This is a genomic window from Pseudomonas duriflava (assembly GCF_007830155.1).
In the GTDB taxonomy this organism is placed as follows: domain Bacteria; phylum Pseudomonadota; class Gammaproteobacteria; order Pseudomonadales; family Pseudomonadaceae; genus Chryseomonas; species Chryseomonas duriflava.
The window spans coordinates 365,853-381,241 of sequence record NZ_VLKY01000002.1 but is presented as its reverse complement, the minus strand read 5'-3'; the positions used below and the strand labels follow the sequence as shown (position 1 = coordinate 381,241).

Annotated in this window: 18 protein-coding genes; 6 read left to right on the top strand and 12 right to left on the bottom strand. The window is 54.5% G+C overall.

The window, feature by feature from the left end:
* Positions 1-263 precede the first annotated feature (263 nt).
* On the bottom strand, positions 264-689 hold the full coding sequence (locus IQ22_RS04245) for an OsmC family protein (RefSeq protein ID WP_145138521.1): 426 nt from the start codon (positions 687-689) through the stop codon (positions 264-266).
* A gap of 185 nt (positions 690-874) precedes the next feature.
* On the opposite strand from IQ22_RS04245, the gene IQ22_RS04240 reads away from it, so the two are divergent.
* From IQ22_RS04240 to IQ22_RS04230, 3 genes are all read left to right on the top strand, one after another.
* Entirely contained in the window at positions 875-1,855 is a 981-nt protein-coding gene (locus IQ22_RS04240) for an aldo/keto reductase (protein ID WP_145138517.1), read from the top strand.
* 218 nt (positions 1,856-2,073) lie between these two features.
* On the top strand, positions 2,074-2,517 hold the full coding sequence (locus IQ22_RS04235) for a winged helix-turn-helix transcriptional regulator (RefSeq protein WP_145138514.1): 444 nt from the start codon (positions 2,074-2,076) through the stop codon (positions 2,515-2,517).
* Positions 2,514-3,512: an LLM class flavin-dependent oxidoreductase gene (locus IQ22_RS04230; RefSeq protein WP_145138511.1), complete on the top strand. Its 999-nt coding sequence runs from the start codon at positions 2,514-2,516 to the stop codon at positions 3,510-3,512. The genes IQ22_RS04235 and IQ22_RS04230 overlap by 4 nt, the downstream gene beginning before the upstream one ends.
* Positions 3,513-3,633: 121 nt before the next feature.
* Here IQ22_RS04230 and rfbD read toward each other — a convergent pair whose 3' ends face one another.
* From rfbD to IQ22_RS04215, 3 genes are all read right to left on the bottom strand, one after another.
* Positions 3,634-4,509, bottom strand: coding sequence for a dTDP-4-dehydrorhamnose reductase (gene rfbD, locus IQ22_RS04225; RefSeq protein WP_145138508.1), 876 nt, complete (start codon positions 4,507-4,509; stop codon positions 3,634-3,636).
* Between the two features lie 453 nt (positions 4,510-4,962).
* Positions 4,963-5,607, bottom strand: a complete 645-nt coding sequence (locus tag IQ22_RS04220; RefSeq protein WP_145138506.1) for a 3-oxoacid CoA-transferase subunit B — start codon at positions 5,605-5,607, stop codon at positions 4,963-4,965.
* The gene (locus IQ22_RS04215; protein ID WP_145138503.1) at positions 5,604-6,278 is read right to left on the bottom strand and encodes a 3-oxoacid CoA-transferase subunit A; all 675 of its coding nucleotides are present in this window, start codon (positions 6,276-6,278) and stop codon (positions 5,604-5,606) included. The genes IQ22_RS04220 and IQ22_RS04215 overlap by 4 nt, the downstream gene beginning before the upstream one ends.
* A 563-nt stretch (positions 6,279-6,841) precedes the next feature.
* Between IQ22_RS04215 and IQ22_RS04210 the strand changes: the two genes are divergently transcribed.
* A complete protein-coding gene (locus IQ22_RS04210) occupies positions 6,842-7,135 on the top strand; it encodes a hypothetical protein (RefSeq protein WP_145138501.1) in 294 nt (97 codons plus the stop codon).
* Positions 7,136-7,162: 27 nt separating this feature from the next.
* Here IQ22_RS04210 and IQ22_RS04205 read toward each other — a convergent pair whose 3' ends face one another.
* Positions 7,163-7,459: a hypothetical protein gene (locus IQ22_RS04205; RefSeq protein WP_145138498.1), complete on the bottom strand. Its 297-nt coding sequence runs from the start codon at positions 7,457-7,459 to the stop codon at positions 7,163-7,165.
* Between the two features lie 223 nt (positions 7,460-7,682).
* Entirely contained in the window at positions 7,683-7,910 is a 228-nt protein-coding gene (locus tag IQ22_RS04200) for an EamA family transporter (RefSeq protein ID WP_483247333.1), read from the bottom strand.
* A 528-nt stretch (positions 7,911-8,438) separates the two neighbouring features.
* Here IQ22_RS04200 and IQ22_RS04195 point away from each other — a divergent pair.
* Both IQ22_RS04195 and IQ22_RS04190 read left to right on the top strand, forming a co-directional pair.
* Entirely contained in the window at positions 8,439-8,861 is a 423-nt protein-coding gene (locus IQ22_RS04195) for a YsnF/AvaK domain-containing protein (protein WP_145138493.1), read from the top strand.
* 65 nt (positions 8,862-8,926) lie between these two features.
* A complete protein-coding gene (locus tag IQ22_RS04190; protein ID WP_145138490.1) occupies positions 8,927-9,931 on the top strand; it encodes a YsnF/AvaK domain-containing protein in 1,005 nt (334 codons plus the stop codon).
* Between the two features lie 104 nt (positions 9,932-10,035).
* Here IQ22_RS04190 and IQ22_RS04185 read toward each other — a convergent pair whose 3' ends face one another.
* The 6 genes from IQ22_RS04185 to IQ22_RS04160 all read right to left on the bottom strand — a co-directional run bounded on the left by IQ22_RS04185 (position 10,036) and on the right by IQ22_RS04160 (position 15,214).
* A complete protein-coding gene (locus IQ22_RS04185) occupies positions 10,036-11,247 on the bottom strand; it encodes a multidrug effflux MFS transporter (RefSeq protein WP_244308918.1) in 1,212 nt (403 codons plus the stop codon).
* A 222-nt stretch (positions 11,248-11,469) separates the two neighbouring features.
* Positions 11,470-12,087 carry a TPM domain-containing protein gene (locus IQ22_RS04180; RefSeq protein WP_145138486.1) on the bottom strand — a complete coding sequence of 206 codons (618 nt, stop codon included), beginning with the start codon at positions 12,085-12,087 and terminating at the stop codon, positions 11,470-11,472.
* A 14-nt stretch (positions 12,088-12,101) separates the two neighbouring features.
* Positions 12,102-12,857 (bottom strand): TPM domain-containing protein, encoded by a 756-nt coding sequence (locus IQ22_RS04175; protein WP_145138484.1) that lies wholly within the window; start codon positions 12,855-12,857, stop codon positions 12,102-12,104.
* Positions 12,854-13,468 carry a LemA family protein gene (locus tag IQ22_RS04170; RefSeq protein ID WP_145138481.1) on the bottom strand — a complete coding sequence of 205 codons (615 nt, stop codon included), beginning with the start codon at positions 13,466-13,468 and terminating at the stop codon, positions 12,854-12,856. The genes IQ22_RS04175 and IQ22_RS04170 overlap by 4 nt, the downstream gene beginning before the upstream one ends.
* A gap of 108 nt (positions 13,469-13,576) precedes the next feature.
* Positions 13,577-14,731: an MFS transporter gene (locus IQ22_RS04165; protein ID WP_208733597.1), complete on the bottom strand. Its 1,155-nt coding sequence runs from the start codon at positions 14,729-14,731 to the stop codon at positions 13,577-13,579.
* 267 nt (positions 14,732-14,998) lie between these two features.
* Positions 14,999-15,214 (bottom strand): dodecin, encoded by a 216-nt coding sequence (locus IQ22_RS04160; RefSeq protein ID WP_145138478.1) that lies wholly within the window; start codon positions 15,212-15,214, stop codon positions 14,999-15,001.
* Between the last annotated feature and the right edge of the window lie 175 nt (positions 15,215-15,389).

Below are 15,389 nucleotides of genomic sequence, written 5' to 3'. Positions count from 1 at the left end.
CAGACGCGTCGCCCTTCTTAAGAGAAGGACGTTTCATACTGCAGATTGAACGATAAGGATATGCTTTGAATGTCTATTGAAAGAGGCAGGTAGCTAGACAATTCGCTAAACGTGCCTGTTACTGTGCATAACCGGATGAAAGCATGGAGCTTAGATAGCGTTCGAGCGTGGGAACGCTGATTGCAGCTCTAACGGGCCCTGCCTTGGACAGCGCTCAGGTCGAGAACTACTGGGTCGGCACCTGATGTACCGACCCGAGCAGATCAGCCTTGCAGAGTCGCGTTCAGGCTAATTTTGGCATTCAGGACTTTGGAAACCGGGCAGCCTTCCTTTGCCTTGTTAGCCAGCTCCTGGAACTTCGCCTCATCGATGCCGGGGATCTTGGCTGAAAGCGTCAGGTCAATGGTGGTGATTTCGAAGCCTTCCCCAACCTTGTCTAGCGTCACAACGGCCTGCGTCTCGATACGTTCGGCCGTAAAATTCTCAAGACCCAGAATCATCGAAAATGCCATGGAAAAACAGCCGGCATGAGCCGCACCGATAAGTTCTTCCGGGTTAGTACCGGGAGTATCCTCAAAGCGAGTATTGAAACCGTAAGGGTTGTCTTTCAGCGCACCGCTACCGGTGGAAATCGTGCCTTTACCGTCTTTCAACCCGCCCTGCCATACTGCGGAAGCTGTCTTTTTCATGGGTGTTCTCCTATGGGTGACTCGGAGCTATATCTGAGACCTGGACAGGGCCAAAGTTCGTTGCTGGCGTAGCGAGCCGAATCAACGATCAGGTGGTCAGGTAAAGCACCGGCTAGAACATGGGAGGCTGTGGCAGCCTATGACCTCTATCCTCTTACGGTTGTATGTGTTTTCAAGGAGTCACTATGGACTACAAAAACCTTGGGTCTACAGGCCTGAAAATCTCTCCACTATGCCTAGGTTGTATGACCTATGGCGTTCCTGAACGTGGTAATCATCCGTGGACAATGGGCGAAGCGGAAAGCCGCCCGTTGATCAAGAAAGCGCTCGATATGGGCATTAATTTCTTTGATACCGCCAACGCCTATTCTGATGGCACCAGTGAGGAAATCGTCGGCCGCGCACTAAGAGACTTCGTTCTGCGCGACGAGATTGTGTTAGCTACCAAAGTTTATTTCCCAATGCGTAACAGGCCGAATATAGGTGGCCTCTCGCGCAAGGCAATCTTTGCCAATATCGATGCCAGCCTGAAGCGGCTGGGGACCGATTATGTCGACCTGTACCAGATCCATCGCTGGGACTACGAGACGCCCATCGAGGAAACGATGGAAGCGCTGCATGATGTGGTGAAGGCTGGTAAGGCGCTGCACATTGGTGCCTCCAGCATGTATGCCTGGCAGTTCGCCAAGGCGCTGCATGTGGCGGACCGCAACGGCTGGACCCGTTTCGTGACGATGCAAAATTACGTCAACCTGCTCTACCGCGAAGAGGAGCGTGAGATGCTGCCGCTGTGCCGCGACGAAGGTATCGGTGTGATCCCCTGGAGTCCTATGGCGCGTGGTCGTCTGACTCGAGACTGGGACGCCAGCAGCGCTCGTGAGGAAAGCGATGAGTTCGGCAAAACGTTGTATGCCAAAACAGCTGATGCGGACCGTCAGGTTGTTGAGCGTGTAGCCGAGATTGCCCTCGAGCGTGGCGTACCGAGGGCACAGATCGCTTTAGCGTGGGTCCTGCAAAAGCCGGGTATCAGCGCACCCATTATTGGCGCATCCAAGCCGCAGCACTTGGATGATGCTGTTGCGGCGCTGTCGCTCAAGCTGACTGCCGAAGAAGTCCAGCGGCTGGAGGAACCCTATGTACCCCATGACGTTGTAGGCTTCGCCTAAGTAACTCACCGTGCAGTACACCCTACGAGTAGGTTAGTCGTAGGGTGTACTAGGATGAATTCACTCCCATTCATCAAGTGAGCTAATAGCCTTTATAGGTATAACTGTATACCTGGTTACTTTTAATAACTGCGTATCAGGCGTAGAGTGATTATCACATCGGTTGAAAATCCCGCTGTCTTTGCTTTTTCCTGCATGCCTATTATCAAGAGGTAATCATGGGCGATGGAAACTCACATGCCACTCCCATTACCGGCAGGCGTCGCCTGCAACACCATGACTGCCCTATTCGGGATGTTTTGGATCGTGTAGGGGACGCCTGGTCGATTCTGGCTATCTTCAAGCTGGGCCAGGGGCCCTTGCGGTTCAACGAACTCAAGCGCCAGATCAGCGGCATTTCGCAGCGCATGCTAACGGTCACGCTGCGCAATCTGGAGCGTGATGGGCTGGTTTGTCGTACCGTGATTCCCATGACGCCACCGCAGGTGGAATACGCTTTAACCCCTATTGGCCGGTCCCTGCTCGTACCTATTCAGGCCTTGGCCGACTGGGCCGCTCAGTCACAACCCATCATTCAACAGGCACGAGACGCCTATGATCTGGCGGCTCAGCAACACAGCACGCCAGCATGTGTTACTGCCTCTGAGGAGACCTCAACATGACTCGACTCGCCGACACGGCTTTCTCCGTATTGGATCTCGCGCCTGTCCGTGACGACGGCAATGCTGCGCAGGCTCTGCAGTATTCACTGGACTTGGCACGTAATGTCGAACGCCTGGGCTATAACCGCTTTTGGGTAGCCGAGCACCACAATATGGACGGCATTGCCAGTTCAGCTACAGCGGTACTGCTGGGGTATCTGGCGGGCGGCACCTCGACCATCCGCATCGGTTCTGGCGGCGTCATGTTGCCCAACCATGCTCCCTTGGTGATCGCCGAACAGTTCGGTACGCTGGAAGCGTTGTATCCGGGCCGTATTGATCTTGGCCTAGGCCGTGCACCCGGTTCGGATCACATTACGGCCCATGCTCTGAGGCGTGATCGACTGGGCAGTGCGGATGACTTTCCGGCAGATGTCCAGGAATTGGAATATTTACTAGGGCCGCAGCAGGAAGGGCAGAAAGTTATTGCCATGCCGGGCGTTAACAGCCGTATTCCTATTTGGTTGCTAGGCTCTAGTCTGTTCAGTGCGCAACTTGCCGCAGCAAAAGGTTTGCCTTATGCCTTTGCCTCGCATTTCGCGCCGCGCTACATGCATGACGCCATTCGTCTGTATCGGGAGAATTTCCGCCCTTCCGAGGTGCTCGACAAGCCTTACGTTATGCTGGGTGTTCCCTCGGTCGTAGCTGATACCGATGACGAGGCCGACTACCTGGCCACGACCGTTTACCAACGTGTATTAGCGCTTATGCGTGGTCAGAGTTTGGTGCTGCGTCCACCCGTACGCAACATGAGCCTAGAGTGGCTACCTCATGAAAAGGAAGCAGTTTCCAGCATGTTGGGGATGGCTGTGATCGGTAGTCCGCAAAAAGTTCGGGAGCGACTCGACTTGCTGGTAGAAAAGACACAGGCCGATGAGCTTATCTTTACCTGTGACGTGTATGAGCACAGCGATCGTTTGCGGTCTTATCAGTTATTGGCTGAGTTAAAAGGCTAACTCTAGAGAGGGCGCCGATGGCGCCCTCTCTAGATAGCATGCTTAGTATTAGATTAATATTAAAGTAATATTAAAACCGCATTTGCTAGCAAAGCCTAATCATTACAGCCAGCATATTGTGTTATAGCGAATAATGCTCTTTCCAGAACTGTTCGAAGGCGCTTTTCCATTCTGGCAATACCACTCCCCAGTCTTTCTGAATAGCGGAACAGTCGAGACGGGAATTCAGTGGGCGACGTGCCGGAGTGGGATAGTCTTCCGTCGAGATGGGATGTAACTTAGCGCGGAGTTTGCCCTGTTGTACAAGTTCGCGGGCAATAGCTTCAGTAAAGCCGAACCACGTGGTCTTACCCGTCGACGTGAGGTGATAGATTCCCCAAGGGCCGGGTTGGCCTGCGGCGATGCGGTCAATGAGGCTGTCAGTTGTTGTTGCGATGGTGTCGGCTAACGTAGGAATACCAAGCTGGTCGGCCACGACGCGTAGTTCATCCTTTTCCTGCAACAAGCGATGCATAGTACGCAGGAAGTTGTGCCCGTACTGGGAATAAACCCAGCTGGTCCGCAGGATCAGATACTTGTGACCTACAGTCTGAATGCCCTGCTCGCCTTGCAGCTTACTATGGCCGTATACGCTCATAGGATGGGTCTGATCGCTTTCGACGTAGGGCTCGCGTTTTTCTCCGTCAAACACATAGTCGGTTGAATAGTGGATCAGAGGAATATCGCGCGTGGCGGCTTCTTCTGCCAGGACCCGGGGAGCCATGGCATTGACCTTGAACGCTTCGTCGCTATCAGACTCGGCCTTGTCGACTGCAGTATAAGCAGCCGCATTGATAATCAGATCAGGCTGGACATGGCTGATAGCAGTGCGGATATTTTCGGCTACTGATAAGTCCAGTGAATCACGTCCGAGTACAACGAGCTCATGTTTAGGATTCAAGCACTTTTGAAGAGCCTGAGATACTTGTCCATTTCGACCTGTAATTAAAACTTTCATGTTATTCCAGCCTGATCGAAAGCTCTTTAGCCAGTGCAAAGTCTGTAAGTAAAACTTTCGCTAATCAATTACAGCAAACGCTTGGTAAACGTATGCGAGACACTGCCATAATTCAATTTATTTATTAAAACCAATGTTCGAAAAAACCAGCTATTTCAAACAATTGGGAACACGTCCTATGCATGAAAACTCATGGCGAACGAGTGCTTGCTATAAAAGGCAAGAAGGCGGGGGCAAAACACTATGGCGGCGTGGGCAGCCAAGCGCGGGAAACGATCATGGTATAAACCATCAAGGCCGTTAGATGGGCGAACACTACCATAACTTTCCGATGAAAGGGCAGGTAAAGCTAAACACATGCTGAGAAATGATTACTAAGTACATCATGGCATGAGAGCCTCGTCTCCAGGGCTGCCGATCGTGATAAGCAGGGCAGCCCCGAAGTGGCAGGCATCAAGCCATTTTTTGCTTGAGATCCAGACCGGTTAAGGTACACAGCTCCTCAAGGTTCAGCCCTTCTACCAATTCACTGGCATAAACTTCGCCATCCTTGATATCGAAGATCGCAAGATCGGTATAGACCCGCGACACGCAGCCGACACCCGTTAGTGGGTAGGTGCATTGCTCGACGAGCTTGCTCTGGCCTGTCTTGGTCAAGAGATCCATCATGACGAAAACTTGCTTGGCGCCAATAGCCAAATCCATGGCGCCGCCCACGGCCGGAATGGCGTCTGGCTCACCGGTGTGCCAGTTGGCAAGGTCACCTTTACAGGATACCTGGAAGGCTCCCAGAACACAGATATCCAGATGGCCGCCACGCATCATGGCGAATGAGTCGGCATGGTGAAAAAAGGCGCCACCTGGCAGCAAGGTGACGGGTTGTTTACCAGCATTGATCAGATCGGGGTCTTCCTTGCCCGGCTCGGGAGCCGGTCCCATGCCTAACAGACCGTTTTCGCTGTGCAGGAAAATCTCGCGGTCGGCGGGCAGATGGTTGGCAACCAGCGTTGGCAAGCCGATGCCCAGGTTCACATAGGCGCCTTCCGGAATGTCCTGGGCGACACGAGCGGCGATCTGGTTACGGTTGAGTTTGTTCATTGCTGGTCTCCTGAAACGCGCACTACCCGCTGTACGAAAATCCCGGGCGTAATGATGTTTTCCGGATCGAGCTCGCCCAGCTCCATGATCTCCCGTGTCTGTACAATTGTGGTCTTGGCGGCGCTTGCCATGATCGGACCGAAGTTCCGCGCGGCCTTACGATAGGTCAGGTTACCCCAGCGGTCTGCGCGGTCCGCACGAATCAAGGCGAAATCGGCGTGAATGGGATATTGAATAACGTAGTGCTTGCCATTGATTTCACGGGTTTCAACGCCTTCCGCCAGGATGGTGCCGTAGCTGGTCGGGGTGAAGAAGGCACCAATACCAGCACCAGCGGCACGGATACGCTCGGCCAGGTTGCCTTGGGGGACTAGTTCCAGCTCAATCTTGCCGGCGCGGTAAAGCTCGTCGAAAACATACGAGTCGGACTGGCGCGGGAAAGAGCAGATGATTTTGCGAACCTGCCCGGCCTTGAGCAGAGCTGCCAAGCCAATGTCGCCGTTACCGGCATTATTATTGATGATGGTTAGGTCTTTCGCCCCTTGGGCGATCAGGGCATCAATCAGCTCCGACGGTTGCCCAGAGGGACCGAACCCGCCAATCATCACGGTAGCGCCGTCGTGGATGTCACCCACGGCCTGGCTCAGGCTATCGACGATTTTATTAATCATTATGTGTCCTCATTCAAGAACCGCTCGACCAGTCGAGTGGTCCATACACCACTGTTCGTGCGGCCAGAAGCCGCGCCCGGGGCATGGCTAGCGCTGGGGCGCAGCATATGACACCAGTCGAAAGCATAACGCCCTTTTCGTCCGATAATCGATCATAACCAATGTCTTATGTTCGTTAATCGAACATAACTGAGTGTTTTTCAAAGGACAGCGTGGGACGCCATTTTTCTGTCGGAGTGAGGTGATATCAGCCTGATTCAAGCTGGCCTGTAAATTGCTAATTGTCTATTGAGTGTTGGTTTCTTGACGTGAAACGCTTTGGTTAGAGCGTTGAGGCTTCGCTTCAGGCAACTGTAGGAAAGCAGTCTTACCTGTGTGAGGTGTCGCATTACGCGAAGCTACGCTGAATCGTTCCTGAATGTGCCGCAGGAAATTCGTCGCCACGATTGTGCTTCTGAAATTTCCTTTTACTGTGTCGCTTCTATTGAAAGCCACAGGAGAGCGGTTTTCGTTTTTAGGAATTCAAGTAATGAACAGGATGTATTACTTTCAGGAAATACAGAATGAATGTTCTTCACTCCGCGTCCACCACGGGCCGGTTCGTACCTCGTGAGAAGCATGTCTTCTGGGAAGAGCGTATTTGTGGGTTGTTAGACGTTATAGCGAGCCATCACGGCTTCAATCTGTTATCTCTCTGCGCGCGTGAGGCCTATCGACTCAAGGGGTTTCTCGACACATTAGAACAAAGCCAATATCCGGAACTGGCTGAGTGGGATGAGCGTATTTTCTCTTTTACTCGGTTGTCCTGCCGGCTTGAACTGGAAAAGTACATGCTCACGGGAATTGCCAAGTGCTGATGTTCAGCTCCTGAACCAGACGGCTGCTCAACGCGTTGGCTCCTTGGGCGGTGGAGCTTGCTTCACTAGGCGCATTGAGGTAAAGAACAAGGCGGCTACTGTGAGTGAGGCACCCAACAGGCTACCTACATAGGGAAACTGTAAGGTCATGAACAGGGCTGTACCTGCGGCTATAGTCGCGATTGGTATGGCCTTGCGTTTGTTCAGGGTCAGGATGAATGGCTCTTCGCAATAAGGGCATAAGCGGTGTCCGCCAGCCTCGGCGGGCCCCAGGATACAGGCATGAAAAACGGTAATGCGCCAATTGCAATGCGGGCAGTTCATACGAAATCCTTTTCGAGTACATCCCTGACACGTATCGTGTGTGTGAATCCTATCCCCTGCTAAATTGCTCTGCTCATACAACCTACTGAGCTGTGAACAGGATCATGCAGTTTCTTGTTTATAGCGTAGCGGAGTCCTGCCCTTTTGGGAGAGACAGACTGCTATGGCCCGATGAGCTGTAATCAGCGACGCCTGGCTGGGGAGCAGACGTCGCTGACATAGACTACCGCACATGCCGGAACACCAGCGCCAAACCTGCCAGCACCCCCAGTAGACTCGGGCGTGACAAAGGATTGCCTAGTATCAGGTAGCCCATTACTGCGGTCACGCCTGGCATGAGATAGAACAGGCTGGTCACATTGACTAGGTTGTCGTGCTGTATGAGCGTGTAAAGCAGCAACGTGAAAATTATTGAGATCACTAAGCTCATATAAACCAGCGACACGGCCAGTTCTGGCGTCCACTGAATCCAGTGGGCGTATTAAGCATCCACAGCAGACAGATCAAGAGACTCGCCGCATATTGTAGCGGGAGAACATCCTGTGGCGCTTGCTAAATTTCTTTTTGCAGGGTCGTTCCGCTGGTCATACAACTCAGCGCCACCAGAGCCCAGCCTATGCCGTTTAGGGAAAGCGAGGTCGTGCTCTACTACAAGCATCTGAAGAGGCCAAGCAAGCGGTGCCTTTCATCGGAAAAGGTGCTCTTGCCTTCGGCTTTTTTCTTTATCGATTAGGTATTTAGCGTATTGACGGTGCGCTTTTGCCCGCACGTATATCGCCTCGCTTCAAGCTGCGTATGCCGTGCGTTGAAGCCCAACGGCAATCGGTAAATCGATAGGTGAACTAACGGTAGCCCATCCGCGATGAGCCTGCCTTTCGAGGCGTTTCCCATTGATCCGCTCCGGTGAACTAACGCTGGAAACCCTTACTCCAGACAAAGGCAGGCATGAAGAACAGCGGCCACGCACAGGTAAAAGACAATGCGTAAAGACGAGCTCGAAAACTTGGCGAACGAGACGATTCCTGTAATGGAGGAAGAAGCCGTTTTGCTCAAGAAAAAGGTCGAGTCGGGCCGTGTTCGCATCAGCAAGACCGTGGAAACTCAGGATTACACCGTATCCGATTCGCTGCGTTACGAAGAGGCTGTTATCGAGCGGGTCAAATGTGGAACGACGGTCGATCCCGAGCACCTGCCTCAGGTACGGCAGGAAAACGGAATCACCATTATTCCCGTGGTAGAGGAAGTCCTGGTGGTGGAGAAGCGGCTCGTGCTGAAAGAAGAGCTTCATGTCCAGCGTGTTGTCCGTGAGGCGCACCATACGGTGCCTGTCACGCTGAATCGCGAAAAGGTGACTGTCGAGCATAGTCAGCCGGAGCCAGAAAGCTCGGCTCATGAGCAGTAAAGACTATCGACTACACCATCTATCGAATCGCAGCCACGGCTGCCGAAGAAATGAAGAGGTGAACCATGGAACATATTCTCGTTGCAGCATTCGACAATCGTAGTGAAGCCGAACAGGTCAAACGTGAGCTTATGAATAAAGGCGTTTCGCAAACCGATATCCGGTTGGCCGCCTCGAACGATGTGAGCATGACCGATAATACTATGGCCGATAACACCCAGTCGGATCGTACTGATACCACCATGGGAGATCAGCATGATGAGTCCATGGGTGAAAAAATCAGTGGATTCTTCCGCTCGATTTTCAGTGACAACGATACCCATAGCGGTCGTTACGCCGATACCTATCCCGAAGCGATCCGCCGGGGTTCTACAGTACTGACCGTCACGGTTGCCAATGACGCCCAGGTTCCGGTTGTTGAAGAAATCATGGAGCGTAACGGCGCCATCGATATCGACGAGCGCAGCTCTACCTGGACCAATCAGGGTATGGCTCAACCGATGGCCAGCACTACAGGAGATAGCACTTTGTCTGATCGCTATTCCAGTACAGCAGCTACGATGGGCGTTGACTCAACTGCCATGTCTGATCAGGCGCCTTCCAAAATGGATGCCACGACGGATCTGAATGATCGTACCGCCATTCCAGTGATGGAAGAAGAGCTTAAGGTGGGCAAGCGCGAGAATAGCCTGGGCCGTGTTCGTGTAGTTTCCCGCATGACCGAGCGCCCTGTGGAAGAGGCAGTCAATCTGCATGAAGAGCATGCAGTGATCGAACGTCGCCCTGTTGATCGCCCTGCCTCTGCTGCTGACATGTCAGCTTTCAGTGAAGGCACCGTGGAAATCCAGGAAACAGCTGAAGAAGCAGTGGTTGAGAAAAACGCTCGTGTTGTCGAAGAAGTGATGGTTGGCAAGCAAGGCTCCGACCATACCGAGACCATTCGCGACACCGTCCGCCGTACCGACGTGGACGTTGAAAAAGACGGTACACGCAGCCACCTGAGTGGCACGCACGATGTAACCGATGACAGCAGCCTGACGACACGCACCACGCGTAACGATAAGCTGTAAGCCATACCAGGCTGGTCTCTCAAGAGACCAGCCTATTTCATAGTTTCTTTCCTTGATAGCTATGAGCCTGTCGTCAGCCAATAGCCCCTGCCTTACTCTCCTGATCAGGTTAGCGTTTCCTTAATGGAAAACCGACCGACCAGCGCCCAGCCTAACCCACTGACCACCACGCCAATGGTCAACGCTACCGCCAGCTTGAACGCACTGCCATACACGAAGGGTGCAAGCCAGCCGCTGACGATGGAAAAGAAGATCATCTGAACAAAGCCCAGCACCGACGCTGCGGTACCAGAAAGTTCTGGCACGCGCTGAAGAATACGTAGGGTCATGGTGGGGATGCCCAGCGAAAGACCGAAGACAAACAGCCCGTGCGGCAAAACAGCCAGGATAACGTTCAGGTCCGAGGTTAGCCCGGTATAGGCTAGGTTAAGTATGCAGCTCAGGCCCAGCATGGCATAGGCATAACCGATCAGCCGGCCGGATGACAACGACGAGGAAAGCCGCGCAGCCAGAAACGATCCGCTGGTTAAGCCAATCACGATGGGAATGAAGAGGTAGCCAAAGGCTGTTTCTGGCAGCTGTAGCACCTGGGTGACAAAGTCCGGCGCCGCTCCGATCAGAAAGGCAAACCCACCAAACAGCGAGCCGAACACAACAGCGCGAGCCATGAATTGCCCGTCGCGCATGACCCTGCCGTAATTATGGGTCAGAACACGCACATTGAACGGCTGTCGCCGCTCGACTGGTAGGGTTTCCGGTAGAAAGAGCGCACATAGCGTGGCGCTGAATACAGCCAGTGCAGCCAGGAAAGCAAAAACCGCACGCCATCCGGCATGCTCCGACAGGTAGCCACCAATGATGGGCGCAAACGCTGGGGATACGCTAAACACCATGATGATATAGGACATGGTCTTTTGCGCGACCGAACCCTTATAGCAGTCGGTGACAATAGCCTGACCTACCACCATCCCGGCTCCTGCCGAAAGACCCTGGCCGATGCGTCCAACGAGCAGCCACTCGAAGCTGGGTGCAAGAGAAGCAACGATCGAACCGAGGGTATAGACCCCCAGCGAGGCAAGGATGACCCGCCGGCGTCCAAATGAGTCGGACAGCGTGCCGTGAAGCAGCGTCATGAACGCGAAGGCCAGCATGTACAGGCCGAGCGTTAGTTGGATCTGCTCGGGTGGCAGCTCGAAGTTGCGGCTGATGGCGCCAAAGGCTGGAAGATAGGCGTCGATAGACATGGGGCCAATACAGGCCAGGGCGCCCAGGATAAGCACCATCAGGGAATAGCGGGGAATAACGGGAGTAGACAAGGCAAGCAACCTATAAACGCGATGGCGTTCAGCCATGGCATGGAATGACGAATAAAGGGCTAGGTAAGGTAAAAGACAAGCATGGCACGGAGCGATGCTTAGGGTGCAACGCGAACACGCCTTATTTTAAGGCGTCCACGGTAAGAGTGGGGCTTTGGAAGTAGCGCATCGAGGCACAATGCGCGGCGTAAAGGGTGCTCTGCGGGCCTTACAGCCGGCCCGTCAGGAAAGCACGATCAAACGATCCGGCAGCTCGTTTCGCTCATGGGTAGCGGGCACATGCTGTTTAAGGTGTTCACCGCAAGCTTCGATACAGGTTAAAAAACCCTGCAAGGTCTGCCCATTGCGTACCTGTCGGGTAAAGTCATTAATAATCGACTGCCACACGTCATCATTCAGCTTTTGCGAAATACCCCGGTCCACCAGAATTTCTACATACCGCTCGGCCTCGGAGACAAAGATCAGCATGCCGGTTTCCGCGTTGGTGTGGTGCAGGTTGTGTTCAAGAAATTGACGACGGGCCAGATTGGCTGCACGCCAGCAACGCACCTGGTGAGGAATCAGGCGGGTTGTAATGGACGGAATGCGAAAGATCAGGCCGAGTACGATAAACGTTACCCATTGGGCCAACAATAGCTGATGAGCATTCAGCCAGCCTGGATAATAATTGATCAATCCAGGCAGTAGCAGAGCCAGCAGCCCAGCCCAAAGCAAGGGAATGTATGTGTAATCATCGGCACGTGCCGCAAGGACTGTTACCAGTTCGGCATCGGTTTCTCGCTCGACACGAGCAATAGCTTCAGCAACCTGACGTTGTTCATGCTCAGTGAGCAGGGTCATAACGTGCGCTCTCCTTACCAGCCACCCGAGGCCCCGCCGCCGCCGAAGCCGCCGCCACCTCCACCAAAACCGCCGCCGCCGAAGCCACCACCGCCCCGGCCGCCGCCCAAAATACTACCCAGCACGGCACCCGTCAGCACAGCGCTTCCTCGGCCGCCGCGCCCGCCTCGACCCCCGCCGCCCCGCATCAGGAACATGACGATAAAAAACAGGACGACGAACAGAAACGGCATGGGCCGCTCATGACCGACAGACACCACATCACGCGGTGAAGGTTGGCGCTCCAGAGGGTTGCCACCTAAAACCTGGATCATTGCTGTGGTGCCATTAACAATGCCCTGGGCAAAGTTACCCTGGCGGAATGCCGGAATAATGGCCTGATTGATGATGAGTGAGGACTGTGCGTCGGTTAGGGTACCTTCCAGCCCGTAACCTACTTCGATACGTACTTTGCGGTCGTCTCGCGCCACGATCAGCAGCGCGCCGTTATCCTTGCCCTTTTGCCCAATGCCCCAATGACGGCCCAATTGATAACCATAGTCTTCGATGGGAATACCGTTCAGGCTTGGAATCGTCACGACGACAACTTGTTCGGTCGTGGACTCTTCGTGGGCACGCAACATCTGGTCGAGCTGGGTTTCGGTCTGCTGATCTAACAGACCAGCCTGATCGACTACACGCCCCGTCAAGGGCGGGAAGTCCGTAGCCTGCTGCGCCACAGCGGCGCAGCACCACAGAAGGGCCAGAAGCGGCAGGGCGCGAAGGTTCATTGGTTAAAGTTAACCTTAGGTGCTTGATCGGCATTGGGCGCAGTGGCCTGGAAATTCTCACGAATCGGTAGATCGCTATGGAGAATCTTGTGCCAGATGCTGCCGGGGAAGGTACGGATCTCGGTGTTGTAACGCTCGACCGCTGCGATGAAATCACGCCGCGCTACCGCAATGCGGTTCTCGGTGCCTTCCAGCTGGGACTGAAGCGCCAGGAAGTTCTGATTGGATTTCAAATCCGGATAGCGCTCGGACACTGCCATCAGACGGCTCAACGCGCCGCTCAACTGCTGCTGTGCCTGATCAAACTGCTGTAGTTTCTGCGGATCGTTCAAGGTGTTGGCATCGACCTGGATCGACGTCGCGCGTGAGCGCGCTTCAATCACGGCGGTCAGGGTGTCCTGTTCCTGTTTGGCGTAGCCCTTAACGGTTTCGACCAGATTCGGAATAAGGTCAGCTCGCCGCTGATACTGGTTTTCCACCTGTGCCCAAGCAGATTTCACCTGCTCGTCGTACCGCGGAATGTTATTGATACCGCAGCCGCTGAGAAGCGACGCGACTATCGCAAAAAAGGCCAGTTTCCAGCCGTATCGAAAGCCCTGCACTGTTTGCATAACGTGCGTGTCCCCGTTTTCTCAGTATGGATGGATCTGCCCTCGTGCAGCGGACCCGTCTGTAAGTCGGATACTCGTTGCCGTCAGGAGTTCAGGGAAAATGATTCATCACGCTACGCCTATTCGCCGTTGCAGGGTCGCAAGGACGGTCACCAGTAGCGCTGACCCGGCCAGCAGGCCGATCCCTGTCTTGAGTCCATATAGGGATGCCACGAAACCGATCAAGGGTGGCCCGATTAGGAAACCCAGGTAGCCGGTTGTGGCCGCCATGGAAATACCCACCGCCGGTGAGGCGGTCATTTGGCCGCTGGCGCTGAAGACAGCCGGAATAACATTGGCCAGCCCCAGGCCCACCAGGGCAAAGCCTACGATGACCACCCACGGGCTCGGCACGGCAATGGCCAGCAGTAAGCCGATGGCGGCCATCAGGGCGCCAAACAGAATGATGCGCGGCCCGCCGAGAGCATGGATGAGGCGATCGCCGAGTAGCCGCCCGATCAGCATGGTGAGCGAGAACGCAGCATAGCCGGCAGCGGCCAGCCCGTTCGAGGCTTTGATTTCGATGTTCAGGTACACCGCGCTCCAGTCGGCCATGGCGCCTTCGATCATCAGGCAGAACAGCGCGATCACGCAGAACGCCAGGACGCGACGGTCCGGCAGGCGGAAGGCATGATCGCCTGCACTACCCGCCTCGCCATCGCCAATCCGGACCGAAGCGGCCAGCATGACGAGCAGCACGAGCAAGGCAGTAGCCGTCAGCAACCACGGCGTCGAAACGCCCAGGTGCAGCAGCAAACCGCCCAAGGCCGCGCCGACCAGCCCACCACCACTGAAGGCGGCGTGAAAAGACGACATGATGGGCGTGCCCCAGCGCTTCTCGATCACACTGGCATGGGCATTCATTGCCACGTCGATCAGGCCGTTCGATGCACCGAATAGAAAAGCTGCTGCGATCAACCATGGCAGCGAGGGTGCCCAGCCCGGCAGGAACAGGATCAGTGCTGCGACAATCGACGCGTAGCGGGTCATCCGGCCTGTTCCACCGAAGCGGGGTACCAAAGGCCCTACGAGAGGCATCAACAGGACCGCCCCGACCGCAACGGATAACAAGGCGATGCTTAACTGCCCGGCCGTCAGACCCAGCGCCGTCTTGATGCCGGGAATCGATACAGCCCAGGCACCCACACCAAAGCCATTGGCAAAAAAAATCGCAACAACGCCCATCCGGGCCTGCCAGAGAGAAGGAGACTCGGTAGTACTCATAAGGAATCCTGCGAACAGCGGAAACGGAAAAACCAGCGCTTTCACTGACCTGGATAAGGCGGGACTCGTTTCCTGCAGAAGAGGTGGAGCAGAAGAAGATCAGGCGTTTTGAACAGGAGTGGCATAACAGGCTGCGCGGGGGTTGATAGCGGTTCGGCCTTTATGCCGCTGCGTTATCACCTGCCGGGCAGCCTCTAGAATAAGGCCACGCTCACATAGAGCGTTGCGCTTGAATTTGGTTCAGTGCATCAATCGCTCTTTTACCAATCAACTGTTGTTGATGCGGAAGCCGATCTTTAGGGTAACCTGATAGTGCGCTACGCGGCCGTCCTGAATGTGACCACGGGTTTCAGCCACCTCAAACCACTCCATGTTTTGTACCGACTTGCTGGTTTCGGCCAGGGCATTGTTGATCGCATCTTCGATGCTGGTAGTCGAAGAGCCCACGATTTCGAGTTTTTTGTACGTGTGATGATCGGTCATAAAACCTCCTGGTTGTTAACAGGCCATTCGTCCGGCCGAAGAAATGCCGCTTACTCATGAGGCTCACCAAAACGCCGATTAGTTCAGTGTGTTTTCTGCCGGTGCGCTTTGTTTTTGCACTTTCCCATAGGCATGAAGTCAGACCCGAAACATGCAATGAAACAGGAGGTTCACG

What these genes read in the sequence shown, in the direction of transcription:
- IQ22_RS04245 (WP_145138521.1), bottom strand. Translation starts at nt 689, where the DNA reads ATGAAAAAGACAGCTTCCGCAGTATGGCAGGGCGGGTTGAAAGACGGT.
- IQ22_RS04240 (WP_145138517.1), top strand. Translation starts at nt 875, where the DNA reads ATGGACTACAAAAACCTTGGGTCTACAGGCCTGAAAATCTCTCCACTA.
- IQ22_RS04235 (WP_145138514.1), top strand. Translation starts at nt 2,074, where the DNA reads ATGGGCGATGGAAACTCACATGCCACTCCCATTACCGGCAGGCGTCGC.
- IQ22_RS04230 (WP_145138511.1), top strand. Translation starts at nt 2,514, where the DNA reads ATGACTCGACTCGCCGACACGGCTTTCTCCGTATTGGATCTCGCGCCT.
- rfbD (WP_145138508.1), bottom strand. Translation starts at nt 4,509, where the DNA reads ATGAAAGTTTTAATTACAGGTCGAAATGGACAAGTATCTCAGGCTCTT.
- IQ22_RS04220 (WP_145138506.1), bottom strand. Translation starts at nt 5,607, where the DNA reads ATGAACAAACTCAACCGTAACCAGATCGCCGCTCGTGTCGCCCAGGAC.
- IQ22_RS04215 (WP_145138503.1), bottom strand. Translation starts at nt 6,278, where the DNA reads ATGATTAATAAAATCGTCGATAGCCTGAGCCAGGCCGTGGGTGACATC.
- IQ22_RS04210 (WP_145138501.1), top strand. Translation starts at nt 6,842, where the DNA reads ATGAATGTTCTTCACTCCGCGTCCACCACGGGCCGGTTCGTACCTCGT.
- IQ22_RS04205 (WP_145138498.1), bottom strand. Translation starts at nt 7,459, where the DNA reads ATGAACTGCCCGCATTGCAATTGGCGCATTACCGTTTTTCATGCCTGT.
- IQ22_RS04195 (WP_145138493.1), top strand. Translation starts at nt 8,439, where the DNA reads ATGCGTAAAGACGAGCTCGAAAACTTGGCGAACGAGACGATTCCTGTA.
- IQ22_RS04190 (WP_145138490.1), top strand. Translation starts at nt 8,927, where the DNA reads ATGGAACATATTCTCGTTGCAGCATTCGACAATCGTAGTGAAGCCGAA.
- IQ22_RS04180 (WP_145138486.1), bottom strand. Translation starts at nt 12,087, where the DNA reads ATGACCCTGCTCACTGAGCATGAACAACGTCAGGTTGCTGAAGCTATT.
- IQ22_RS04175 (WP_145138484.1), bottom strand. Translation starts at nt 12,857, where the DNA reads ATGAACCTTCGCGCCCTGCCGCTTCTGGCCCTTCTGTGGTGCTGCGCC.
- IQ22_RS04170 (WP_145138481.1), bottom strand. Translation starts at nt 13,468, where the DNA reads ATGCAAACAGTGCAGGGCTTTCGATACGGCTGGAAACTGGCCTTTTTT.
- IQ22_RS04165 (WP_208733597.1), bottom strand. Translation starts at nt 14,731, where the DNA reads ATGAGTACTACCGAGTCTCCTTCTCTCTGGCAGGCCCGGATGGGCGTT.
- IQ22_RS04160 (WP_145138478.1), bottom strand. Translation starts at nt 15,214, where the DNA reads ATGACCGATCATCACACGTACAAAAAACTCGAAATCGTGGGCTCTTCG.